At 35.7% G+C, this 23,564-nt stretch carries 19 protein-coding genes; 10 read left to right on the top strand and 9 right to left on the bottom strand.

Going from position 1 to position 23,564, the window contains the following annotated elements:
• Positions 1-293 precede the first annotated feature (293 nt).
• Complete coding sequence (locus FW781_RS08630; protein WP_149387029.1) at positions 294-734, bottom strand: hypothetical protein; 441 nt, start codon at positions 732-734, stop codon at positions 294-296.
• A 342-nt stretch (positions 735-1,076) separates the two neighbouring features.
• Between FW781_RS08630 and FW781_RS08635 the strand changes: the two genes are divergently transcribed.
• From FW781_RS08635 to FW781_RS08670, 8 genes are all read left to right on the top strand, one after another.
• Positions 1,077-1,631 carry a YMGG-like glycine zipper-containing protein gene (locus FW781_RS08635; protein WP_149387030.1) on the top strand — a complete coding sequence of 185 codons (555 nt, stop codon included), beginning with the start codon at positions 1,077-1,079 and terminating at the stop codon, positions 1,629-1,631.
• A 117-nt stretch (positions 1,632-1,748) separates the two neighbouring features.
• Positions 1,749-3,320, top strand: coding sequence for an LIC_10190 family membrane protein (locus tag FW781_RS08640; RefSeq protein WP_228720160.1), 1,572 nt, complete (start codon positions 1,749-1,751; stop codon positions 3,318-3,320).
• Positions 3,321-3,370: 50 nt separating this feature from the next.
• Positions 3,371-4,441, top strand: a complete 1,071-nt coding sequence (gene aroC / locus FW781_RS08645; RefSeq protein ID WP_149387032.1) for a chorismate synthase — start codon at positions 3,371-3,373, stop codon at positions 4,439-4,441.
• A gap of 17 nt (positions 4,442-4,458) precedes the next feature.
• Positions 4,459-5,022, top strand: coding sequence for a thioredoxin family protein (locus FW781_RS08650; RefSeq protein ID WP_149387033.1), 564 nt, complete (start codon positions 4,459-4,461; stop codon positions 5,020-5,022).
• Between the two features lie 9 nt (positions 5,023-5,031).
• Positions 5,032-5,571 (top strand): TlpA family protein disulfide reductase, encoded by a 540-nt coding sequence (locus FW781_RS08655; RefSeq protein ID WP_149387034.1) that lies wholly within the window; start codon positions 5,032-5,034, stop codon positions 5,569-5,571.
• 83 nt (positions 5,572-5,654) lie between these two features.
• Positions 5,655-5,996 (top strand): YkvA family protein, encoded by a 342-nt coding sequence (locus FW781_RS08660; protein ID WP_149387035.1) that lies wholly within the window; start codon positions 5,655-5,657, stop codon positions 5,994-5,996.
• Positions 5,997-6,117: 121 nt separating this feature from the next.
• A complete protein-coding gene (gene pyrF / locus FW781_RS08665) occupies positions 6,118-7,497 on the top strand; it encodes an orotidine-5'-phosphate decarboxylase (RefSeq protein ID WP_149387036.1) in 1,380 nt (459 codons plus the stop codon).
• A gap of 53 nt (positions 7,498-7,550) precedes the next feature.
• On the top strand, positions 7,551-10,373 hold the full coding sequence (locus FW781_RS08670; RefSeq protein WP_228720161.1) for a gluzincin family metallopeptidase: 2,823 nt from the start codon (positions 7,551-7,553) through the stop codon (positions 10,371-10,373).
• Positions 10,374-10,492: 119 nt separating this feature from the next.
• Here the strand turns inward: FW781_RS08670 and FW781_RS08675 are convergent, their stop codons facing one another.
• Together FW781_RS08675 and FW781_RS08680 are read right to left on the bottom strand one after the other, a co-directional pair.
• Positions 10,493-11,302: a T9SS type A sorting domain-containing protein gene (locus FW781_RS08675; protein WP_149387037.1), complete on the bottom strand. Its 810-nt coding sequence runs from the start codon at positions 11,300-11,302 to the stop codon at positions 10,493-10,495.
• 160 nt (positions 11,303-11,462) lie between these two features.
• Positions 11,463-12,332, bottom strand: a complete 870-nt coding sequence (locus FW781_RS08680; protein WP_149387038.1) for a T9SS type A sorting domain-containing protein — start codon at positions 12,330-12,332, stop codon at positions 11,463-11,465.
• A 155-nt stretch (positions 12,333-12,487) separates the two neighbouring features.
• Here FW781_RS08680 and FW781_RS08685 point away from each other — a divergent pair, with 155 nt between their 5' ends.
• Complete coding sequence (locus tag FW781_RS08685) at positions 12,488-15,715, top strand: hypothetical protein (RefSeq protein WP_149387039.1); 3,228 nt, start codon at positions 12,488-12,490, stop codon at positions 15,713-15,715.
• A gap of 76 nt (positions 15,716-15,791) precedes the next feature.
• On the opposite strand, the gene FW781_RS08690 is transcribed toward FW781_RS08685, so the two are convergent.
• On the bottom strand, positions 15,792-17,762 hold the full coding sequence (locus tag FW781_RS08690) for a T9SS type A sorting domain-containing protein (protein ID WP_149387040.1): 1,971 nt from the start codon (positions 17,760-17,762) through the stop codon (positions 15,792-15,794).
• Between the two features lie 198 nt (positions 17,763-17,960).
• On the opposite strand from FW781_RS08690, the gene dusB reads away from it, so the two are divergent.
• Positions 17,961-18,956, top strand: a complete 996-nt coding sequence (dusB, locus tag FW781_RS08695; RefSeq protein WP_149387041.1) for a tRNA dihydrouridine synthase DusB — start codon at positions 17,961-17,963, stop codon at positions 18,954-18,956.
• Between the two features lie 50 nt (positions 18,957-19,006).
• On the opposite strand, the gene deoC is transcribed toward dusB, so the two are convergent.
• The 5 genes from deoC to FW781_RS08720 all read right to left on the bottom strand — a co-directional run bounded on the left by deoC (position 19,007) and on the right by FW781_RS08720 (position 23,498).
• Positions 19,007-19,750 carry a deoxyribose-phosphate aldolase gene (deoC, locus tag FW781_RS08700; RefSeq protein WP_149387042.1) on the bottom strand — a complete coding sequence of 248 codons (744 nt, stop codon included), beginning with the start codon at positions 19,748-19,750 and terminating at the stop codon, positions 19,007-19,009.
• A gap of 4 nt (positions 19,751-19,754) precedes the next feature.
• On the bottom strand, positions 19,755-20,225 hold the full coding sequence (locus tag FW781_RS08705) for an Lrp/AsnC ligand binding domain-containing protein (RefSeq protein ID WP_047379047.1): 471 nt from the start codon (positions 20,223-20,225) through the stop codon (positions 19,755-19,757).
• A gap of 27 nt (positions 20,226-20,252) precedes the next feature.
• Positions 20,253-21,188 carry an endonuclease/exonuclease/phosphatase family protein gene (locus tag FW781_RS08710; RefSeq protein ID WP_149387043.1) on the bottom strand — a complete coding sequence of 312 codons (936 nt, stop codon included), beginning with the start codon at positions 21,186-21,188 and terminating at the stop codon, positions 20,253-20,255.
• Positions 21,189-21,567: 379 nt separating this feature from the next.
• The gene (gene trmD / locus FW781_RS08715; RefSeq protein WP_149387044.1) at positions 21,568-22,239 is read right to left on the bottom strand and encodes a tRNA (guanosine(37)-N1)-methyltransferase TrmD; all 672 of its coding nucleotides are present in this window, start codon (positions 22,237-22,239) and stop codon (positions 21,568-21,570) included.
• Positions 22,236-23,498, bottom strand: coding sequence for an NAD(P)/FAD-dependent oxidoreductase (locus tag FW781_RS08720; RefSeq protein WP_149387045.1), 1,263 nt, complete (start codon positions 23,496-23,498; stop codon positions 22,236-22,238). The genes trmD and FW781_RS08720 overlap by 4 nt, the downstream gene beginning before the upstream one ends.
• Positions 23,499-23,564 lie beyond the last annotated feature (66 nt).

The following is a 23,564-nucleotide window of genomic DNA, read 5'->3' on the forward strand; positions in this document are numbered from 1 at the left end:
TTTAGAAAAATCCAAACAGAATATCGTAGAATCATTCAATACAACTATAATTATTACATTTTTTCAGAATATAATACAATAGAGAAACAGAGAATGAATACTTATTAAGAATCAAACGGCATCCCGAAGGCTGAATTAATAATAATTTATATGATTATAGCAATTATTTAAATTTTATTCAATATAAAATCTTTAAAAACAAAATAAAAATTGCAAATAATCATTTAATAATTAAAAAAATACTCATTTTCGGAAAGGGTAAATTTAGTTAAATATTTTTTCGCTCACAAGACCTATTCCTCCCAAATGATCGGAATATACACTGTAATATATCCATCAGAATCTACCTGTGCGTCCGAAACCGTAGCCATTACAGTTCCATACCCTACCCAGCCCCCTTGTCCCTGCATAGCAGAAAAGGTATAAGTTCCCGCAGGAAGACCTTCATAATATTGTGGCACCGACTGAAATCCACCACTGTAATAGGTATCATACACCTCTCCGGTAACCATGTTTTCAGCAAGAAAACTTCCTACATCATAATTTCCGGAAAGAATTTTCGTCCCGCTTTTTGAAAGAAGACCATAACGAATCTTATAAGTCTGAGCCTTTGGTGCAGTATCGGCTATCTCCGAACAGTTTTTACTATTCTCTACTATTTCCGTGGAGGAAAATGATGTTACAACAGCTAGCAATCCGATACATGCTGATACTGTAAAAATTGATTTTTTCATATTAAAAAGTAATTTGGTACTCAAAAATAGTTAACTTATATGAATTGAGTAAAAACTATCAATGAACTAAAATTTACAAATCCAGATTCCGGAACGGTCTAAAATAGAATGATACATTTACTTAAGTAGTAATTTTTCTTTTCTGAAGATTTTTTTAACATAAAATCAAATTTCAATACCAAACGCATAAAATCCCCATCAATAATAGAAAAGTGAACAGTATTTAAAATTAATTCACTTTTCTCTGATCAATTTTAACACTCATTAACTAAATTTTGGCTTCATAATTGAAAATACAATTAAATCAAAGTCGTTTGGCTTTATCTTATTAAAATTTGAATTATGAGAAAGATAGTATTAGCAGGTTTTTTATCCGTTCTTTTGATGACGGCCTGCAAGAAAGATGACAGAACTGCAGAGAAGTCACTGGAAGTACAGAAACTTGAATTTCAGGCCAGACAACTTGAAATAGAAAAACAAAAACTGGCTATTGAAAAAGAAAAGATGGTCTATGAAGCTCAGAAAAAAGCAGACAGCATATCTGAAACCAAAAAGGCAAGAGCTGCTGCTGAAAATAATTCAAGACCACAAGTGATCAGAGAAACAAGAACAGTATATAGAGACCGAAACTCAAATTCCGGTTCATCAGGAAGCAGCAACGGAAGTTATGCTAATAACGGAAGTGGAACCTCACAGGGAACTACTCAGAAAAAAGGGTGGAGCAAAGCTGCTAAGGGAACCGTCATTGGTACTGTAGGTGGGGCTGCTGCCGGAGCCCTTATCGCTAAGAAAAACAGAGGACTTGGAGCTGTAATTGGTGGTGTTGTAGGAGGTGCAACAGGATATACTATTGGTAGATCACAAGATAGAAAAGACGGAAGGGTACAACCCCGTTAATAAATATTTTCACAATAAATATAAAGATTGCTTATTTTTAAGCAATCTTTTTTTATGCTATTGATTCTGTTTTCTTCAATTCTCATCATTCCTGTCTTAATGGGTTGGGGGAAAATCATGGAAAATATATCAGGGATTTTATTTGAGGGAATCTCAGGAAAAATCCTATCCGGAATTCTGGGAACAAGTCTGATATGGACACTTATTTCTTTTTTTTATCCTTTAAATATCTATGTAGAAACAGTCTCGATACTTTTGGGATTATTCTTTTTTTCTAAAAACAAACTCTACCAGGAGTTCTACCAGTTTTCAAAGAAAGATTTCACACTCTTCAGTGCCGCAACTCTTATTATCATACTCTCGGGTTCTTATTATCCTTATATATTAGATCATTTTGGGTATTACATCCCCACCATCCAATGGCTTACAGAATATGGACTGGTAAAAGGAATTTCAAATGTAGATCTCACGCTGGGACAAATGTCTGTCTGGCATATTTTTCAGGCTGGATTTTCCAATTTTTCTGACCCTTTTTTAAGAATCAATGCTGTATTACTTATTGTTTACACCATTTATATCATCGAAAGAAAAAACTGGATACACCTTTGTTTCCTACCGGTTTTATTATTGTTTTCACAATCTCCAAGCCCGGACCTTCCTGTCATTATTTTTTCACTGATTATCTTAACTGAACTCATAGCCGGAAACAGAAATACTACGCTTCTTTTTGCTTTTTCAGTTTTTGTTTTTGCTATAAAACCTACCATGATATGGCTGCCCCTATTAGTATTCTTGAGCTCCGTTTTTATTTTCAAAAACAATTTCAGACCATTACTTTTAGGAATTCTGATTCTTTTGCTATTCTTTATTAAAAATATATGGACATTTGGTTTTCCTGTTTTTCCTGTAGCAATGGGCGATTTGGGTGTATCCTGGAAACCGAATCCGGAGGTTTTAAAAATTTCGTCACAGTTTGCCATCATGAAAACCTATGATATGCAGTATACGTATGAAGAAATTCAAAAATTTTCAACAGCAGATTATATTAAAAACTGGTTTTCTCTGGAAGGAATCAAATCAAAGATTAATATTCTTTTTGTTTTAAGCTTAGTTGTTTTTTCTGTATTTGCCTGGATCAAAAAAAGAAAACTCATCACGATGATCTGTATTTCATTATTGATAAAAAGTATATTGATCCTTGCGTTTTCCGCTCAATACAGATTTTTTATAGATGTTTTCTTCGTGGTAGTCTTTGTTATGTTTAATGAATATTTTAATAAGAAGAAATCCATTATTATTTTTTCAGTTTTAAGCTTATTTTTCATTTCAATGTTATCCTTTCCTGCATTGATACAAAAATATATTCCGAGTTTCAGAGTGGGAAGCTTTATGACAGGATTTGAAAAAGAACAGCTCTACAAGCCCTCAACTTACGAATATCATCAGTTTAATACATTTAAAGTCGGGAATTTTAAATTTAACGTGTCTCACAATTACCCTTACAGTTTTGATACTCCTCTTCCTGCAGTTACCCCGTTCTATATTTTTGATGATGTAAAAGCAGGAATTTTTCCCCAGCTTTTGGAAGGAAATGATCTCAAAAAAGGATTTATCTGGAAAAAAATGACTCCAGAAGAAAAAAAAGAGGCCCAAAAGGTTATCAATAATATCAAAAACAGTGATAAATAGAACAAATCCAGAAACTTTATTATCTGAAGAAAAAAAGGTAATTTTGTACTATGTTCAACACATTAGGTAATCTTCTTAGTCTTACAACATTTGGAGAAAGTCACGGAGTGGCTTATGGCGGTATCATCACTAATTTTCCGGCAGGTTTAACGGTAGATCTCGATAAAGTTCAATACGAATTGAACCGGAGAAAACCTGGCCAGTCAGCAATTGTTACTCAAAGAAAAGAAAGTGACACAGTAAAGTTTCTTTCAGGAATCTTTGATGGAAAAACAACAGGTACCCCAATTGGTTTTGTCATTGAAAACGAAAATCAGAAATCAAAAGATTATGATCATATCGCAGGGGCATATCGCCCAAGCCATGCAGATTTCACTTATGACCAGAAATTTGGTTTCAGAGACCATCGTGGTGGTGGAAAATCTTCTGCCAGAGAAACCATGAACTGGGTGGTTGCCGGAGCACTTGCCAAGCAGCTTTTACCAAACATTGAGATCAATGCTTACGTTTCTTCCGTTGGTGATATTTTCTGTGAAAAACCTTATCAGGCTTTAGATTTTTCCCAAACGGAAAGCAATGATGTTCGTTGTCCTGATGCTGAAACAGCTGAAAAGATGATTTCAAGAATCAAAGAAATCAAAAAAGAAGGTAACACTATTGGAGGGACAATCACTTGTGTAATTAAAAATGTTCCTGTGGGAATTGGTGAACCTATATTTTCAAAACTACAGGCTGAACTTGCAAAAGCAATGCTGAATATCAATGCCTGCAAAGGCTTTGAATATGGAAGCGGTTTTTGCGGTGCTAAAATGACCGGAAAAGAGCACAATGATGCTTTCAATACAGATTTCACTACAAAATCGAATCTTTCCGGAGGTATCCAGGGTGGAATTTCCAACGGAATGGATATTTATTTCCGTGTAGCCTTCAAACCTGTGGCCACTATTCTAAGACCTCAGGACAGCATTGATAAAGACGGAAATCCTGTAATCGTAGAAGGAAAAGGACGTCATGATCCTTGTGTGGTTCCAAGAGCGGTTCCGGTAGTGGAAAGCCTTGCGGCATTTGTATTGGCAGATCTGTTTCTGATCAACAAAACAAGAAATATCAATAATTTTTAACATAAATATTTTTGGTAATGAAAAATTACTGGGATAAAGGAATTTCTTTTGAGGAGTATCTTCAGATTGCAAAAGAAAGATTAGAGAATCCTGCCAACCAACAGGAAGCTGACTATAAACAATATTATGAGCTGGGTCTTCAGAGAATGGACCGAACGGTAAAAAAATACATTCCGGATGAAGAGCAGCTGAAAGAACTTGCTGCCAAAAATTTTGACGGAAAGATTTTGATTATTTCTGAGGCCTGGTGTGGAGATGCAAGTGCAACAGTTCCTGCTGTCTTCAGATTTTTTGAAGGACATAATGAAGTAAAAGTATTTCTGAGAGACAGTGATAAGAGCTTAATTAATCAGTTTCTGACCAATGGCACAGAATCTATTCCTAAGGTGCTTATTCTTGATAAAGACCTGAATGTAAAAAATTCATGGGGTCCTCGTCCGAAATATGGCTATGAGCTGTTGATGAAATATAAGGCTGATCCTGAAGCGTACCCGAAAGATATGTTCTACAATGATCTGCAGATATATTATGCTAAGAACAGAGGAAAAGATGCTGTTCAGGAAATTTTAGATCTTCTATAAAAAAGAGAAATGAAAAAGAGTATTATTTATATTGTAATAATAGCGATCATTGGTATTGTTGCATTTGTTCCGGGAATAAGAAATTTTCTAAAGGATACATTTTTCCCTGTGGCAACCATTGAAAATGCCGTACATATCAGTGAAGAAGATTATGATATAGAACTTAAAGGAATCAATGCACCCAGTACGAATCTTAAAAACTTTAAGGATAAAGGGATTTTCCTGAATTTCTGGGGAACCTGGTGTCCGCCGTGCAGAAAAGAATGGCCTTCTATTCAGAAACTGTATGATACCAGAAAAGACCATGTAGATTTTGTTTTGATCGCCATGAATGATAAGGAAGAGGATGTAAGGAAGTTTTTGAAAGAAAATAACTATACCGTTCCTGTATATATTGCGCAAAGCCCAATTTCTGAGAAAATTCTTCCCAAAGTATTCCCTACCACTTTCCTACTGGATAAGCACGGAAGAATTCTCATTAAAGAAGATGCTACAAAAGACTGGAACACAGAAACTGTGCATCAGTTCATTGACAATATTATCAAATAATATTTTAACTAAATTTTATAATTTATTGGTACAGGATTTGTGAAATTTATAGCATTGAAAAATTTATTAAATCCAAACACAAAATGAAATATTCAAAATTAAATCTTGCAAAAGAAGCCATCAATCATAAGGGCTTTATAAAAAAGATCCCTGATATTTTCAGAATGGTCAAAATGTGGAGAAAAGGAGCTTATCCAATGAAATCCATAGACATTATTCTTCCTTTACTGGGAATTTTATATGTACTCTCTCCTATTGACCTGCTTCCTGAATTTGTGATACCGGTACTTGGAGTTATGGATGATTTGGCAGTATTGTCACTCACCATTCCTAAGCTCATCAAAGAGGTTGACAAGTTTTTATTATGGGAAGCCGAACAAAAATACAGAGGCGCTCAAATTATTGATGCTGAAATCGTAAAATAATAGTTTATTATATTTTTCACACCATCCTGGTCAATCCGGGGTGGTTTTTTATTGACAAATGAACGATAAATTTTTAAGCCTTATTTCAATTCCTTAAATTTGCAATATCTAATAAAAAATAATGGAAAGTAAAAAAGAATTCTTCTTAGAGTGCTACAAACTAGGCATCATCAAATTTGGTAGGTTTACCCTAAAAAGTGGTATTGAAAGTCCTTTTTATGTAGACTTAAGACCTTTGGCTTCAGATCCTAAAATTTTAAAAAATCTTGCTAATTATTTATTGGAAATGCTTCCATTGGATAATTTTGATTTAATCTGTGGAGTTCCTTATGCTGCTCTTCCTATGGCGACGGCAATGTCACTGGAAAGCTACATTCCATTAATTATTAAAAGAAAAGAAGCTAAAAGCTACGGTACAAAAAAACTGATTGAAGGAATTTATCAGAAAGGACAAAACTGTCTTTTGGTAGAAGATGTGATCACATCAGGAAAATCTTTGCTGGAAACCATTCCTGAAATAGAACAGGAAGACCTTAAAGTTTCTGATATTGTAGTAGTATTGGACAGAGAGCAGGGAGGAAAACAATTATTGGAAAGCAAAGGATACAGAGTACACACGCTTTTCAACATTTCGGAAGTATGTGATATTCTTCAGGAAACCGGTGAATTGTCCGATGAAGAGGTAAAAAGAATCCAGGATTTCCTTCAGGGGAACCATATTCAGTTTGAGGAAGAAACAAGATCTTCTTACGAGCAGAAACTTCAGACTACACAACATTCTGTTTCAAAAAAATTACTGGAAACAGCTTTAGCAAAAAAATCAAACCTTATTGCTTCCGCAGATGTTACTACCACTCAGGAGTTATTGGAGCTTGCTGAAAAAGTAGGTCCACATATTATTGCTTTAAAAACACATATAGATATTATTTCTGATTTTGATTACGAAAAAACAATCACACCTTTAAAAGCTATCGCTGCAAAACACCAGTTCTTACTGATGGAGGACAGAAAATTTGCTGATATCGGCAATACACAGGAACTTCAGTTCACAAGCGGTGTTTTCAAAATTACAGATTGGGCAGATTTCGTAACATCTCAGGTTATCGGAGGTTTTGAATCTTTAGACTGCTTCCACAATGTAGGAGTAGTAGCTATTGTAGGAATGTCTTCTAAAGGAGCTCTGACTACTGCGAGCTATCGTGAAGAAGCTTTAAAAGTAGCTTTGTCTCACCCTAATGTCATTGGTGGAGTATCTCAGAACAAAATACCTGAGGACCTTTTATTATTCACTCCGGGAGTTAATCTTGCAGATTCAGGAGATGGTAAAGGCCAGCAGTACAATACCCCGGAACATGTTTTCAAAACGCTGCATACAGATTTTATCATTGTAGGAAGAGGAATCTACAAATCTGATAATCCTGAAGCATCTGCGATTACTTATAAGACAGAGGGTTGGAATGCGTATATTAATTCTTTGGAAAAAAAAGCAATTCAGGGTTAAAATCCTATAAAGTATATACAAAATAAGTTATATTTGGGCTTTATCACGAATATTTGAAAAAGATCAGCATTTGCCTTATTTTGTTCTGGGGAGTCGCACAGGTTTCTGCACAGAAAGACAGTATCTATATTGATGCTAAACTGTCTCCTGACAAAAAGAACCTTGAGATCAGTCAGGAAATTGTTTATTACAATCATTCTGAAAAAGACCTGCAGACCATAAAACTCCTGAATTGGGTTTCCGCCTACAACAGACGCGGAACTTCTTTAGTCTACAGAAAACTGGAAGACAGAAATACTGATTTGCATTTTGCAAAAAGCGAGCAATTAGGAAAACTTCTTGAACTGAATATTAAAAATTCTGAAAATGAAGTTATTCCTGTCAATACACTCTCAGATGAAAATCTTTTTATTCCTCTGAAAAATGTATTAAAACCTGGCGAAAGCGTCACTTTACAGTTGCAATATCGGATGCAGCTTCCCGATAAAACCTTTACGGGATACGGAACATCCGCTCAGAATACTGTATTAAAATATTTCTTTATTGTTCCGGATCATTTTGATCCGGACAATATTTCCAAAAGAAACTACCACGACATTGAAGAACCGGTAAGTTTCAATACTTTCTGGACCGTCAACTTTGATATTCCTGTAAATAATTTCGTGGAAGGTAATCTTCCACAGGTTCAGATGAACTCATTCAAGGGATATCTGGATTCGGATCCTGAGTTCCTGATTTCTCCGACCGGTTATCCTTCAATAAAAACCAATGTAGATGGCGTGGAAACCGAAATTAAATTCGGTTATAACCTTAATCCGGAAGAAAAACAAAATCTTGAATTTTACCTTCCCCTACAATTAAAGTTCCTGAAAGAAAGAATCGGCATTCTTCCGAAAAGTATTTTTATTTCTGATAAATTCAGAGCTAAGGAAGACTTTTTCGGAAATAATGATATTGCTTTCTGGAAATTCAGATTTCAGTTATTTACCAATGCTGAAAAGACCGATATGGATTATTTTGGAATCATTGCCAAGAAAGTTCTTGATGAAAACGTTATTGCCGATAAAGAAAAAGACCATTGGTTCAAAAACGGTTTAAAATCCTACCTGGAAATTCAGTATCTGAAAAAATTCTATGCTGATACAAAACTTTTAGGGACACTTCCTGAAACCAGAATATTTGGACTTAAACCTTTAAAATTTTTCCATGCATCCAAAGTAAAACTTCTGGATCGTTACGGACTTTCTTATCAGTACATCATGCTGCAAAATCTTGATCAGAAGATTGATGAGCATTTTCCTGTTTTAAGCAACTTCAACGACATGGCTGTCAGCAGTTTTGAAACCGGAAGTCTTTTTAATTATTCAGCGGATAAAATGGGATATGACAACTTTAATGATATTGTAAAAGATTATATTTCTCAGAATACCGGAAAAAAAATTAATCCTGAAAATTTCCTGACTTCTCTTTCTGAGAAAAATAAATCATCAGCCTATCTTTCAAACTTTTTGAAACAGAAAAACAGAGTTGATTTTAAGTTAAAAAACATTAAAAAAACCAACGATTCCCTGGAGATAAAGATTACAAAAAATACAGATATTTCCATTCCTGTAAAGCTGGAAACCGAGACCAGAGAAGGAGAAAAAAAGACGTATTGGATAGATACTGAAGAAAATGAACGTATTACCAATCTGTCACTTCCTGCTTCGGATAATATCTATAAAGTTACATTAAACAGTGGCTACATTTTCCCTGAATCTAATTACAGGGATAATTTTCTGTATGCAAAAGGAATCTTTTCTAATGCAAAAAAGATCAAGCTTAAATTGATAAAAGACATTCCGAATCCGGAATATAACGAAATTTATATAACTCCAAGAGTGCGTTTCAACAATACGTATGATAAATTCCTTTTGGGAGTTAACTTAAAAAACCAATCTTTATTTGATCAGAAATTCCTGTATTCAGTTACGCCGACCTACAGTACCGGAACAGGAAAACTGACAGGCTCGGGTGCTGTTTCCTACTCTATTCTGCCTGCCGAAAGTATTATCCGAAGCTTAACTTTTGGTGTTTCCGGTTCTTATTTCCATTATGATTATGGATTAGCCTACAGAAAGAGTTCAATAGCTTCCTCTATCAATTTCAGAAAAAACCCCAGAAGTACGGTAAGCAGGAGCATCGGAGTTTCCTACAATTATTTTGAAAGAGATCTGAGCCCTAAAATGATTGCCAATAATGACTACAGTAAATACAACGTCTGGAGTGTTGGATACGGCTATAGTGACAGCCAGATGATCCATGAAAAAAGCTTTAGTCTGAGCACCCAGGGAATGGAGGATTTTAATAAAATAACAGCTGAAGGTTTTTACAGATGGGAATTCGCTCCTAAACAGAAGCTAAGTTTACGTTTATTTGCCGGATATTTCTTAAGAAACAATACCCGAAACAACCTTTTCGACTATGGAATTTCAAGGGTTTCTAACTACTCTTTCTCTTATAATCTTCTGGGAGAAAGTGCCAGCAGCGGTCTCCTTTCACAACAGTTTATATTAGCTGATGGTGGCTTTAAATCGTTCCTGCCGGGAACGGCAAACCAATGGATCACTTCTGCCAATGTAGATTCAAGTGTATGGAAAATTTTCCACGTGTATGCTGATGCAGGAGTTTATAAAAACAAAGATCTTCCTGCCAAATTCATATGGGATACCGGAGTTAAAGTAAGAATCATCCCGGATTTCCTGGAAGTTTATTTCCCGATACAGTCTTCTTTAGGATTTGAACCTTCCTTTAAAGATTATGGAAAGCGCATCCGATATACATTGATTCTTAATCTTGGTTCCATTATCAATGCCGCAAGAAGAGGCTGGTATTAAGTTTATTAAAGTAAAAAAACTATTGTGGATATCTTTGTGAACTACATTTCAATGAATGATATTTCTTATGTTAAAATAAAAGAACAGCTTGTATAAATAGGCTGTTCTTTTTTATTAAACTAATCTTTTATAATTTTCTGTGAAATCGGAATATTATTAATGGTTCCGGTAACAATATAAGTTCCTTTGGGAAGCTCAGCAATGTCAAGAGTTAAGGCCAATTTCGTAGGTGATTTCTTCACAATCTGCCTGAATGTATCATAGACTTTTACATCTTTCACTTCAGTCCCGAAAACAATTTTACTGTCCTTTATAAAAGGATTCTGTACAAAACCGGATTTCACACTGCCTTCCAGGGAAAAGTCAGCGCCATTATCATTGCTGCCTACTAATGTTCTTTTTATAGCTGTGGTTGTGGTTGGAGAAGGAGCAGGCCCATCTCCTTTAAACTGATCTGCATTTGATCCGTACCCTACAAAGTCCAGCACATTGGATGCAGCAGGTCCTGTCACCTGTACGATATTTCCTGCTAAAGCAATTTTTCCGGAGACACTGGAAATTCTTAATCCGGAAGATTTGTTGGGTGTTCCATCAAAATTGGTAATAGCAGTTGCAATAAAATCCGGTGTGGGTAAATTTTCAACACCTCCATCAATGGCTGATTCCTGAATCAAATAGGTTTCTTCAGGGCCCAGCGTAAAATCCGGAAGTGTATGATATTCAGTAAAAGCTCCTATTGCCGGAGCGTATTGTATACTTGCTCCAGTCAAAGAAACCAAATTCGTTCCGATATTTTTGAGCACAATATAATTATTCTTCAATACGGCACCTGAATTTGCATTTCCGCCATAAATCTCATTAATGACAATCTGAGCATTTGAAAAGGCAGCTAATGATACAAGCCCGACAAGAGTAAAGATTTTTTTCATCGTAATAATTTTTAGAAATGGATTTGTAATAAAAATATCAAAAACAATACCACCAAATTAAGAAATAAACACCATACAAAGATCTAAAAAACAGTAAATAATCGTATAAAAAAACAGCCGCTTCAATGAAGCGGCTGTTTGTATTTTTTATCTCAAGAGATTAGTCTTTAAGAACTTTTTGAGAAACAGGTTGGTTATTTACTGTACCTGTTACGATATAGTTACCTTTTGCCAGTTCAGCAATATTGACTGTTTCGTTTTGTTTTACAGAACTTTCTTTTACAAGCTGTCCGAACATGTTGAAAACTTTTACATCTTTTACATCAGATCCGAAAACAATCTCATTATTTTTAACAAAAGAATTCTTTACAAAATTCCTTGATTTTACATTTTTAGTATCAATAACAGCTAGAGAAGCTGTAGATGAAGTAACAATTAAAGAAATATCATCTATTCTCCAGTTGGCAGTACCAAGAGATGGAGTTCCTGTCCCAGGACTGTCACTTCCATAGATTCTCAAGGTAACCGGAGCTGATTCTGCCCCTACCAGATTAGTACCTGAAAAAGTGATATTATTCAATGTCCATGTGCTGTTGTTGTTAACATTTACTGTACCTATCGCCGTTGTATAGTTATCAATGCTGGAATATACTGTAATCTTTCCAGGTCCTGTAGAAGTTCCTCTTGATCCTAAATTTAAAGAATTTAAAGTTACCTTATTACCAGCAACAGGAGTAACAGTTACACTAAAATAAGTACTTGCAGCAGTTGAAAGAGCCGCTTTAAAAGCAGCAGCACCAAAATTACTGGATCCGCTTGCTCCTGTATAACCAGAAGATACAGATGAAGTGGTAATTAAAGTAGTAGTACCGTTATTATTTCCCTGAGTTGCATCAAATGCTACACTTGAAATGTTAGCATTTGTACCAGAAATGGGATTTACAGAACTCCCGTCCCAAAGATAAGTTGTTTGTGCAAAAGCAACTGCACTCATTATTACTGTTGCAAAAAGAGAATAAATTTTTTTCATGATTTAAATTTTTTCGTTATTAATAATTTCTTTCCATAACAAAACTACATTCTAATTTTTTTTCTGAGACAATAAAGAGGTTAAGTTTTTGTTAATTATAGTTGACCCCTTAATGTTAACATTTTTTAATTATTTTTACGAATTATTTTTAAAAGTTGCGGAATTTCATCATTCTATTCGTTTTGTTCTTCTTAGGCATATTTTCAGGAAATGCTCAGGTATTTTCATGGAAAAATCCCAACGTTCCTGAAGACAGCATTAAAAGGGATAGTATTCTGGCTGCACGGCTGGAGCAGGATATCTTTGCAAAAGACACTCTGGATTTCATAAGAACACACAATAAGATCATTATTGATGAGGCTGTACTGGCAAAAAATGATAAAAAAAGATTCTTAGGAGAGCTTAATTCAAAGGGTTCTATTATCCGTGGAATTACTTTTGGTAACAACCAGGGACAATCTGTACAAAGTTCTATGGATCTTCAGATATCAGGGCGGTTGTCAAAAGATGTGACAATTTTAGCCAGTATTTCTGATCACAATCTACCTATTCAGGCTGATGGATATACTCAGACTTTAGAGGAGTTTGATAAAATTTATATGCAGCTTAACATTAAGGAAAAGTCTATTCTCAGAGCCGGACACCTTGATCTTGTAGAGGCTAAAAATTATTTTGCGAAATACCAGAGAAGAAGTATGGGACTTCAGTTCCAGACGGAATTCGGAAAGGAAAACAAAACATTGATAGATATCTCTGCCGGTGTTGCACGAAGTGAATTCCATAGAATTCGTTTTCAAGGGGTTGAAGGGAACCAGGGACCTTACCGTCTGACTGGTAAAAACGGTGAGCAGTTTATCACTCTGATCTCAGGTTCTGAGCAGGTTTTCATTGACGGTATCTTAATGAAACGAGGAGAAAACCAGGATTATATCATTAATTACAATACAGGTGAGGTTACTTTTACCAGTTTCCGTCCTATTTTCCAGCAGAATTTCATTACGATTTCTTATAACTACGCCAATAGAAATTATTCAAGATATTTATTTACCGGAAAACTTGAACATCAGAGAGAAAAATTCAAAGTGGGCCTAAACTGGTTCATGGAAAATGACAACAAAAACGCACCTCTCTCTTTAAATCTTTCCAAAGAAGATGAACAGATCCTTGCTGAAGCAGGTAATGACCCCAACCTGATGTATGCACCGTCAGGAGTTGTTACCGAATATGATGTGAATAAAATTTTATACAAATTAAACGCTGCCGGGAATTTCTACGAGTTTTCTACGGATCCCAGCTTAACACTTTATCAGGTTTCTTTTACTTATTTCGGAGTTAATCTGGGAGATTATAAAATAGCACAGACTACCAATAACGGACGTGTTTTTGAATATGTAGGGCCTAACGCCGGAGATTACAGAGCAGTAAGAAAACTTCCTTCTCCTCAGAAATCACAGGTATATTCCCTGAATTCTGAGTATTTATTGAATGAAGGAAAAATAGGCGCTGATATTTCCCTGAGTAATTATGATGTCAATTTGTTTTCATCAAAAGATTCTAATCAGAATATGGGCTATGCGTGGCGTATTTTCGGAAATAAAAGCTTTACGAAGAACACATGGAAGGGAACTCCAAGTTTTGAGTATCAGTATATAGACAGACAGTTTCATATTCTTGACCGTATCAATGATGTGGAATTCTCCAGAGATTTCAACCTTACACAGGAATTTAACCAGAAGACTCAAAACAGGTTTATTTTCAGCTTTCTGAACAAATGGAATAATAAGTCTACCTTAAACTACCGCGTCAATTATTTGAATGAACAGGACTCTTACAAAGGTCTTAAAAATGATCTGGATTTCGGATGGATCACAGGGAAACTCTTTACCAAAGGAAATTTATCTTATTTGAGTACCAATGCCACCCTTCAGGATACTAAATTTATCCGTGGAGGAATTTCAACTGAATTTACCGGTAAAAAAGGAAGCTGGGCCATCGGTGGAAGCATGGAACACAATGAGAAAAAGTACAATGACACTCAGCTTATGGATGTCACGAGTTTCAGCTGGAAAGAAATCTTTTTGCAAAAGAAGATCGGTGACAGTACGAGAACCAAGCTATTGGCAAAAGTATATATGAGAGATAATGACTCTGTACGTGACAACAGACTTCAGAATATGAATAATATTTTGGGGTTCATGGCCGAAAGTCAGATTATCAAAACGGAAAAAACTACACTAAATGCTCTAATCCACTACAGAAAATTTTTCTACTCTGGTGCAGAAGGTGATGTTACCCGAAATAATGATTTTGTAGTTGGGAATATTCTGTACAATCAACAGCTTTTCAGAAACGGAATGCGCCTTCAGGCTTTCTACGAACTTGGAAACGGGCAGGAAGCACAGAGAGAATTCCAGTACATTAAAGTAACGGATGGACAAGGTGTATATAAATGGACAGATTATAATGGAGACGGCATACAGCAGCTTGATGAATTTGAAATTGCCGAGTATTCCGATCTTGCCCAATATATTCGTGTGTATACCAATTCCGTAAGGTATATTCCTTCCAATAAAAATAAACTACAGTTGGCATTATTTGTTAATCCGGCAATCGTTTTCAATTCAGAAAACGGATTTTTAAAGCGTTGGAATTTCAATATTTCATTGAATTCCCAAAACTCATTCTATAAAAAGGATAAAGTTCTGGTCCTGAATCCTTTTGAAAAAAACAGCGATCAGATCCTTAAAAATCAAAATATACTTGCTTCAGTACAATTCAACCCGACTGACAAATCCGGCTGGAACGGTAACTACAGATTCATCACAAATGATAATCTTATTAATGCCAATTTTAGCAATGAAGAGCGTGAGCAAACCTCTCATTTCCTGAATATCGGATACTGGTTCAATAAAGAATTCAGAATCGATTGGGAAAACTCTGTTCATGACATCCAGAACTCCTCACAATTGTTCGCAACAAGGGATTACCGTCTTAATAATTTTGAGACAAAGCCTAAGGCCACTTATAAGTTCACAGATGCTATACAGGCTGAGCTGTCCTCTGCTTTCCGTCAAAAACAAAGGCTGGATGGTGAAGAACTTCTTAAAGCTTTTGATGTTACGGGAACTATCCAATGGGAGCGAAGAAAAACATCCATCCGCGGAAACTTCTCATTCATCAGCAATAATTTTACCGGAAACAATTTCAGTATTGTAGGAAACCAGATGCTTGATGGTCTGAAGCCAGGAAAAAACCAGGTATGGAGTGTATTTATTCAGCAGGCGATCAATTCGTTTATCCAGCTGAATCTTAATTATGAAGGAAGAAACTCCGGTGACAGAACCATTCATATCGGAAGTATGCAGGTAAAGGCAAGTTTCTAAGTTTAACAGGTTCTTTTTTACCATAAAAAAATCCCCAATAGTGATATTGGGGATTTATATTGGTTATAAATTCTTTTTATTTTTTAATAATTTTAAGTGACTGTGAACCTTTTTCGGTATTCACTTTTAAGATATAAATTCCTGCAGGAGCACGTCTCATATCTACAGAGCCTTTTTCTGCGTTGATTGTTTCACTAAGAACTTTTTGCCCTGAAGCATTATATACTTCAACATCTTTGATTCTGCTGTCATTATTGATGTAAAGGTAATCAACAACAGGATTCGGATAGAAATTGACTGTATTCTTTTTCGCTGCTTCATTTACAGCCAATACTGTTGCTGTAAATTCAAAACTTCCGAGATCCGGCGTTACAGCGTTTCTGGTATTGCCATCAGCATCCAATGTTACTTCAACAACCGGAGTTCCTTTATTATCGAGAGCTGCGTTTCCGGTACCAGATACATGGAAGTCTGTTGCAGATACAAATACCGGCAGAACACTTAAAGAATTTACGTTACCTCCAAATCCTGACTGGATATCAGCAAGGGTAGCTTTTGCAGCTCCTCCGATATACCCAAGATTAGTTCCGGAAGAATAAAAATTATTGTAGTTAATGGTAGAGAAAACACTGCTGGCTGCTCCGGCATAAATAGCATATTTTTCTCCTGCCTGGGTCTGGGTATTTACAAAAAGGTTATTTCTCACATCAATACCTCCTGCACCGGTTACTCCGCTTGTAATGTTTAAAGCAGATGGTCTCCCTGCAACAGTCTGGCTTACATCCATCACAACTGTATTATAATAAAGCTTATAACCTCCTCCTGCAGTAATGACAACTCCGTTTCCGTTATCATTTACGCCTCCGGTTGTTGCATATCCATAGCCGGCTACACCGCTTACAATATTATTGGCTACTAAGGTATTGGAGGTAAGGCTTGTTGTAGCAAGATATATTCCCTGCGCTCCATATCCGAATGTATTGGTATTTTTGATCCCGGATATTTTATTATTAGTGATAGTCATTCCATTTGTCAATGTACCTCCTGCATAAATTCCCGCAAACAGAGACCCCGTTCCGCTGGACGTAAAATTGGAAATGGTATTTCCTCTAATAATAATATTAGCTGCTGCAGAGGCACCTGTGTTACCGGAAGTAACAGTAATTCCGGAAACTCCTCCGGCACCGGTTCCTGTATAGCCAAGATTGGTAATGGTATTTGAAATAATTGAAGAATTAACCGTCGCTGTTGCAAACCAGATTCCTCTTTTTATTTCTGCATTGGTAGTTTCAAAATTTCCAAGGGTATTATTACTTACCGTCACTCCATCTGCACCCTGAACATAAATCCCCCCCAAACGGTTAGCATCTGCTCCTGAAGCACTTATATCATTACCCGTAACCAATGTATTATTTCCATTACCGGCTGCAGTAGCTGCAAATAAATAAATTCCCATGTATGCCTTCTTTACAGAATTATTTTGAATCGTTACATTATTAAAGAAACCTCCTGTAGGTGTAGTTGCTCCGTCATACATAACCAGAGCTGAAGAATTATTCATCCCGTTGATAATATTAAGATTTTTAACCATAATATTAGTATTCGCTGCTGCTGCAGAAGCCGCAATAAAGGTAAGTACCTGTGGTGCTGTCACAGAAGTATTGGTAAGGGTAAGGTCTCTTGTAGTTCCTGAAGCAGCATTACTTCCATCAAAAGTAATATTACTGCCCTGTATTCTCACTAAAGGTGCACTGGCCACATCCCCTGAAATGGCAGCCGTAACTCCTACTGCCGGTTTAATCGCAACAGAAGTGTAGCTCGTAGTACCACCACTGGCATTCAGACTGGCAGTTGCCGTTTCGGTTGTATTAGCTGTGATACTGATTGCAATAGCTCCCTGATGTGTTCCCGCATTAATAGCGTCAAATGCTCCCTTTAACGTAGTATAGGTTCCTGTAGCTGTACCTGCCGTAGCAGACACATTCACTTGTGAATAAAAATTTGATGCAGCAAAGCCTGCTATCAAGCAAAATAGAATTTTTCTCATATTATTAATTTTTATTAGTATTAAATATAAAGAATATTTTTCAATACAACATCAAAAACATTGAAAATCAAACATATAAACACGATAAAAATTAAACAAAACATCATAAAATCCCTTAAATAAACAACAATATGTAAAACACCAAATGTATTACAAATAGTAAAATATTGTTTTTTCAGAATTTCGTAAATTTGCACCATGATAAAAATAGGCAACATAGAACTGCCGGAATTTCCACTTTTGCTGGCTCCGATGGAAGACGTAAGTGATCCTCCGTTCAGACGTTTGTGTAAAATGCATGGTGCAGACTTAATGTATTCAGAATTTATTTCTTCTGAAGGGTTGATTCGTGACGCTATCAAAAGCCGTAAAAAGCTTGATATCTTCGATTATGAAAGGCCAGTGGGGATACAGATCTTTGGTGGAGATGAAGAAGCTATGGCCATGTCCGCAAGAATTGTTGAAACAGTAAATCCGGACCTGGTAGATATTAATTTTGGATGTCCTGTAAAAAAAGTTGTCTGCAAGGGGGCGGGAGCAGGTGTTTTAAAAGACATTGACCTGATGGTTCGCCTTACAAAGGCTGTTGTAAGTTCCACTCATCTGCCCGTAACTGTAAAAACCCGTTTAGGATGGGACAGCCATACCATCAATATTGATGAAGTAGCAGAACGTCTGCAGGAAACAGGAATTAAAGCTCTTACAATACATGCCAGAACCCGTGCTCAAATGTACAAAGGGGAAGCAGACTGGGAACATATTTCCAGAATCAAACAAAATCCTAATATTGAGATTCCCATCTTTGGAAACGGAGATATTGATTCTGCTGAAAAAGCATTAGCATATAAACAAAAGTATGCATGTGACGGTATTATGATCGGACGTGCTGCTATTGGCTATCCATGGATATTTAATGAAATCAAACATTTCTTTAAAACAGGAGAGCATTTACCTGCCCCTACAATATCAGACCGGTTATTGGCAGTTCGTCAGCATGCGGAATGGAGTGTTGAATGGAAAGGAGAAAGATTAGGTTTGGTGGAAATGAGACAGCATTACAGTAATTATTTCAGAGGAATACCTCACTTCAAGGACTTTAGAAAAAAATTCCTTGAAGTTTTCACATTGGAAGAAATGAACAGTCTGATCAAAGAAACCCAACAGTTCTACGAAGAATATCAGACACAGATATAAATAAAAAACCATCAGCAAAACTGATGGTTTTTTATTATTTGAACCTTAGATTAATATCCTTCTGATGAAGATTCGTTTTTAATCAGTGCTAACGCTGAAGACGTTCCTATTCTTTTCACTCCCATATTGATCATTTTCTCAGCATCTTCAGGGGTTCTTACACCACCTGCTGCTTTTACAGGAAGTTTTCCTGCGTTGTTGAGCATAATTGTTATTCCTTCAAAGGTTGCCCCGTTAGGTTTTCCTTCAGGAGTTTTGTAGAATCCTGTTGAAGATTTAACAAAGATTTTTGACCAATCGTTTTCAGAGAAGTTCTCTTCTGCCCAGGTAGAAATATTTTTGGTAAGATCTGCAATTTGATCATCCGTCAAAGCAGCAATTTCAATAATCCATTTTGCTATTTTATGATGTTCAAGAGATAATCTTGTACATTGTACAAATTCGTCTTTTACCAGTTCTATATTTCCTTGTAGATAGGCTGTATAATTAATAACGAAATCCAGTTCATCAGCACCATCTTCTATTGCTTTTGAAGCTTCAGCAAGCTTTTCATCGACAGAATAGGTGCCTTCGTGAAAACCTATTACAGTTCCTACTGCAACATTTGAATTTCTTTCCTGAATATATCTCCTGATCTCAGCTACATAATCCGGGCGAATCATTACAGCAAAAATGCCATTCTCAATAGCTTCCTGTGCAAGTTCTTTATCTTTTTGAAGTGTTTCTTCATGGGAAATACCTGATTGTTCCGGTGTTTTCAGGTAAGTTGAATCCAAATATTGGGCTATGTTCATATCGTTATACTTTCAATTGTCTGTAAATACCTTGTTCCAAAGATATAAAAGTCTCTGTTCTTGTTACTCCTTTCAGCTTCTGAAGCTTGTTAAGGATCTGCATTAAGTGATCATTATCTTTACAAAGAACTTTCAGGAATATGGTATAATTTCCTGTTGTGTAATGGGCTTCCACTACTTCGTTAATATCATGCAAAGATTTTACCACTTCCGGATAATGGCTTGGCTGATCCAGAAATACACCAATGTAGGAAATCACTTTATATCCTATTTTTTTAGGATTAAGAAATGATATTGAATTTTCAATAACTCCTGCATGTTCGAGTTTTTTGATTCTTTGATGCACCGCAGTTGTGGAAATTCCGACATTTTTTGAAATGTGGGCTAAAGAAGTTTTAGCATTATCCATCAACATGTAGATAATTTCCTTGTCAATAGAATCTAAATGATAGCTTGTGTTGCTCGAATTTTTCATTTTCTACTTTTTTATTATTTATGTTTTTTACTGTAAACTTTTAAATTTTACAAAAACCGGAAAGTGATCACTATATCCTCCCAAATACCTTGTACCTGCATAAGTTCGGAAAGGCCGTCCTTCAAAATTTCTGGTTCTGCTGCGGATTTTTTCAGAATTGAATATATGGGCATCCTGAAAAGTCAGCGTCTTATTATCAAGCAAAGATCTTGACATAATGATCTGATCATACAGCAATCCAGATTTATAATGAAAAGTAGAATAATTTCTTGTAGAAAACAATTGCTGAAAAGGGTTCATTAAAACCTTTTCATGGTCATTGTTATAGAGAATCTGTACTAAATTTTCATCATCCGGGTTTTCGTTAAAATCACCACACAATATGACATGCTCTTTATCAGCATCTACGATTTCCATGATCCGTTGCCGGACTTCATTCAATATAAAGGCTCTTTTAGGTTTATTAATATCTTTTTCTCGCTTAGAGGGAAGATGGGCGATAAAGACATTAATAATTTCCCCTTTATATTTAATTTTTGAAAAAAGTACGTCTCTGGTTGTGTCGTAATTTCCTGTGTTTTTATTTTCTATTTCAAAAAAGAAAGTAATGGTTTCAGAATCTATTACCTCTACTTTACTTTTGTCATACAACATGGCTACATCCACTTTTCTTTCGTCCATAGAATTGTAATGTACAATTCCATACTGCGAATGAAAAGGCTCCATCTCCACAAGATCTTCCAATACTTTCCTTCCGGAAACTTCAGACAATCCTATTACAAATGGCATCACACCATTATCCTCCTTCATCAACTGAAATACATGGGAGATTTTGAAAAGTTTATTATTATATCTTTTTTCATCCCAATTCCTTAATCCTGACCGGGTAGGATCTAATTTGTGGACAGGTTTCGGATCGGGTAAAAATAAATTTTCAACATTGTAAAAAGAGAACAGTTCCATCTACACTAATTTCTATACTTTAATTTATTATGTTCTTTTTCCTTAAGATTTAAATTTATTATTATTTTTCAAATTCCCTTGATTCAACTTAAGAAAAGCGAATCAATTTCCAATAAAAAACGATTCAAATATAATAAAAAATATCAATGAAATCAGCTATAATAAATTAATTTTTCAATTATCGGGGAGTTTTAACACATTAATCAAAATAGACACAATACGCAAAAATCAAAATAATAGAAATAAATTTTTAATTTAAAATTAGAAATATTAATATTTTTCGCACTTATTAAATTCACAACAAATATTATTCCATTTATCTTCATAACAAATGGAATTTAAAGTAGATAAAAATTAGATACGTTTCAACAATATTTGACTATAATAAATCGGGACGTTTTTCCCTGGTGATTCTTACTGCTTCATCATGGCGCCATTCTTCAATTTTTCCGGAATTTCCGCTCAGTAAAATTTTAGGTACATCCAATCCTTTATAACTTTCAGGTCTGGTATAAATTGGCGGTGAAAGAAGATCATCCTGAAAACTATCCGTTAAGGCACTCTGCTCATCATTTAAAACTCCGGGAAGCAATCTTATAACAGAGTCTGCAAGAACGCAGGCTGCCAGCTCTCCTCCAGTAAGAACATAATCTCCTATTGAAATTTCTTTTGTGATATGAAGATCCCTTACTCTTTGGTCTATTCCTTTGTAGTGGCCGCAAAGAAAGATCAGATTTTCTTTTATGGAAAGTGAATTGGCGATTTTCTGATTTAAAGTAGCTCCATCCGGCGTCAGGTAGATTACCTCATCATAATTTCTCTGTGACTTAAGCTCTGAGATACACTTATCCAGCGGCTCAATCATCATAACCATTCCTGCTCCGCCTCCGTAAGGTTCATCATCAATCTGTCTGTGCTTATTGATCGCCCAGTCTCTCAGCTGATGAAAATGCACTTCTACCAGCCCTTTATCCACTGCTCTTTTCAAAATAGAAGTTTTGAACGGACTTTCCATCAATTCCGGAAGTACGCTTATTATGTCAATTCTCATTGTAATGTTCCGTTTTTCTTAGTAGGTATAATAATTAATCTTAAAGAAGAATCTTTGTTGATATAGCTCCACATCCAGTTGAAGAATATGGCCAGCTTATTTCGAACGCTCAAAATTAGCATTAAATGGAGAAACATCCAGAAATACCACGCCAAAAATCCCTGGAATTTTATAAATGGCAGATCAACAACGGCTCTGTGCTTTCCTATAGTCGCCAATGAACCTTTATCATCATATTCATATTCTACCCACTGGTTCTGACTTTTCTTTAATAAATTTTTACCTAAATTTTTTGCCTGATTAATGGCTACGTTAGCTACCTGCGGGTGTCCCTGTGCATATTTTGGAGTTTCCATATAGGCAATATCCCCGATAGCATAAATATTATCGTATCCTTTTATTTTATTATATCGATCTACAATATATCTGTTTCTTACTAATTTTTCTTCAGGAAACCCTCCTACCACATTTCCGGTAACTCCGGCTGCCCAGATTACATTATTGGAAGGTATTTCTTTTCCGCTTTTAAGGTGTACTTTATCTCCATCATAATCTGTCACCACTTCTCCGCTCATAAAAGTCACTCCAAGATCTTTGAGGTATTTTTCAGATTTCTCCTGAGCCTCGCTGCTCATTACTGCAAGCGGTTTTTCTGTGGAACTTACCAGAATAATCTTCAGATGGTCAAAATTCATGTAAGGATAGTCTCTTGGAAGGATATCTTTTTTCATTTCGGCAAAAGCTCCTGCCAGTTCTACTCCGGTAGGTCCGCTTCCTACAATAACGATATTCCAGTTTCCGTCATCGCTTCGGCTTTTTTCAATAATCAGTTTTTCAAAGGTCATCAACACATGGTTTCTTATGCTGATGGCTTCCTGGGTATTTTTCATTCCGAAAGCTTTTCCTTCTAAATCTTTGTTCCCGAAAAAATTAGTTTTACAGCCCGTTGCAATGATGAGTTTATCATAGGTAAATTCTGCCTCATCGGTAATTACTTTATTTCCGGCAGGGTCTATTTCTTTCACCTCTGTCATACGGAACTGTGTGTTTCTGGACTGCTGAAAAATCTTTCTGAAAGGGAAAGAAATATTGGAAGGCTCTATCCTTCCTGAGGCTACCTGATAAAAAAGCGGCTGGAACATATGATGGTTCATTTTATCCAGAACGATTACTTTTTTGTTTTTGTTATTCAATGTTTTTGCAAGCTGCAGCCCCGCAAATCCTCCTCCTATAATGATGATTTTTTCGCGTGTTTCCATAATACACAAATTTACTGATTTTATTTTAGCATTTAGCAGTGAAAAAAGTTAGTTTTGCAAAACTTT

Origin of the sequence: Chryseobacterium panacisoli (genome assembly GCF_008274625.1) — a bacterium.
GTDB classification, from domain to species: Bacteria; Bacteroidota; Bacteroidia; order Flavobacteriales; family Weeksellaceae; genus Chryseobacterium; species Chryseobacterium panacisoli.

Excerpts from the sequence above, each read along its gene's own strand:
- FW781_RS08630 (WP_149387029.1), bottom strand. The coding sequence starts at position 734 with ATGAAAAAATCAATTTTTACAGTATCAGCATGTATCGGATTGCTAGCT.
- FW781_RS08635 (WP_149387030.1), top strand. The coding sequence starts at position 1,077 with ATGAGAAAGATAGTATTAGCAGGTTTTTTATCCGTTCTTTTGATGACG.
- FW781_RS08640 (WP_228720160.1), top strand. The coding sequence starts at position 1,749 with ATGGAAAATATATCAGGGATTTTATTTGAGGGAATCTCAGGAAAAATC.
- aroC (WP_149387032.1), top strand. The coding sequence starts at position 3,371 with ATGTTCAACACATTAGGTAATCTTCTTAGTCTTACAACATTTGGAGAA.
- FW781_RS08650 (WP_149387033.1), top strand. The coding sequence starts at position 4,459 with ATGAAAAATTACTGGGATAAAGGAATTTCTTTTGAGGAGTATCTTCAG.
- FW781_RS08655 (WP_149387034.1), top strand. The coding sequence starts at position 5,032 with ATGAAAAAGAGTATTATTTATATTGTAATAATAGCGATCATTGGTATT.
- FW781_RS08660 (WP_149387035.1), top strand. The coding sequence starts at position 5,655 with ATGAAATATTCAAAATTAAATCTTGCAAAAGAAGCCATCAATCATAAG.
- pyrF (WP_149387036.1), top strand. The coding sequence starts at position 6,118 with ATGGAAAGTAAAAAAGAATTCTTCTTAGAGTGCTACAAACTAGGCATC.
- FW781_RS08675 (WP_149387037.1), bottom strand. The coding sequence starts at position 11,302 with ATGAAAAAAATCTTTACTCTTGTCGGGCTTGTATCATTAGCTGCCTTT.
- FW781_RS08680 (WP_149387038.1), bottom strand. The coding sequence starts at position 12,332 with ATGAAAAAAATTTATTCTCTTTTTGCAACAGTAATAATGAGTGCAGTT.
- FW781_RS08690 (WP_149387040.1), bottom strand. The coding sequence starts at position 17,762 with ATGAGAAAAATTCTATTTTGCTTGATAGCAGGCTTTGCTGCATCAAAT.
- dusB (WP_149387041.1), top strand. The coding sequence starts at position 17,961 with ATGATAAAAATAGGCAACATAGAACTGCCGGAATTTCCACTTTTGCTG.
- deoC (WP_149387042.1), bottom strand. The coding sequence starts at position 19,750 with ATGAACATAGCCCAATATTTGGATTCAACTTACCTGAAAACACCGGAA.
- FW781_RS08705 (WP_047379047.1), bottom strand. The coding sequence starts at position 20,225 with ATGAAAAATTCGAGCAACACAAGCTATCATTTAGATTCTATTGACAAG.
- FW781_RS08710 (WP_149387043.1), bottom strand. The coding sequence starts at position 21,188 with ATGGAACTGTTCTCTTTTTACAATGTTGAAAATTTATTTTTACCCGAT.
- trmD (WP_149387044.1), bottom strand. The coding sequence starts at position 22,239 with ATGAGAATTGACATAATAAGCGTACTTCCGGAATTGATGGAAAGTCCG.
- FW781_RS08720 (WP_149387045.1), bottom strand. The coding sequence starts at position 23,498 with ATGGAAACACGCGAAAAAATCATCATTATAGGAGGAGGATTTGCGGGG.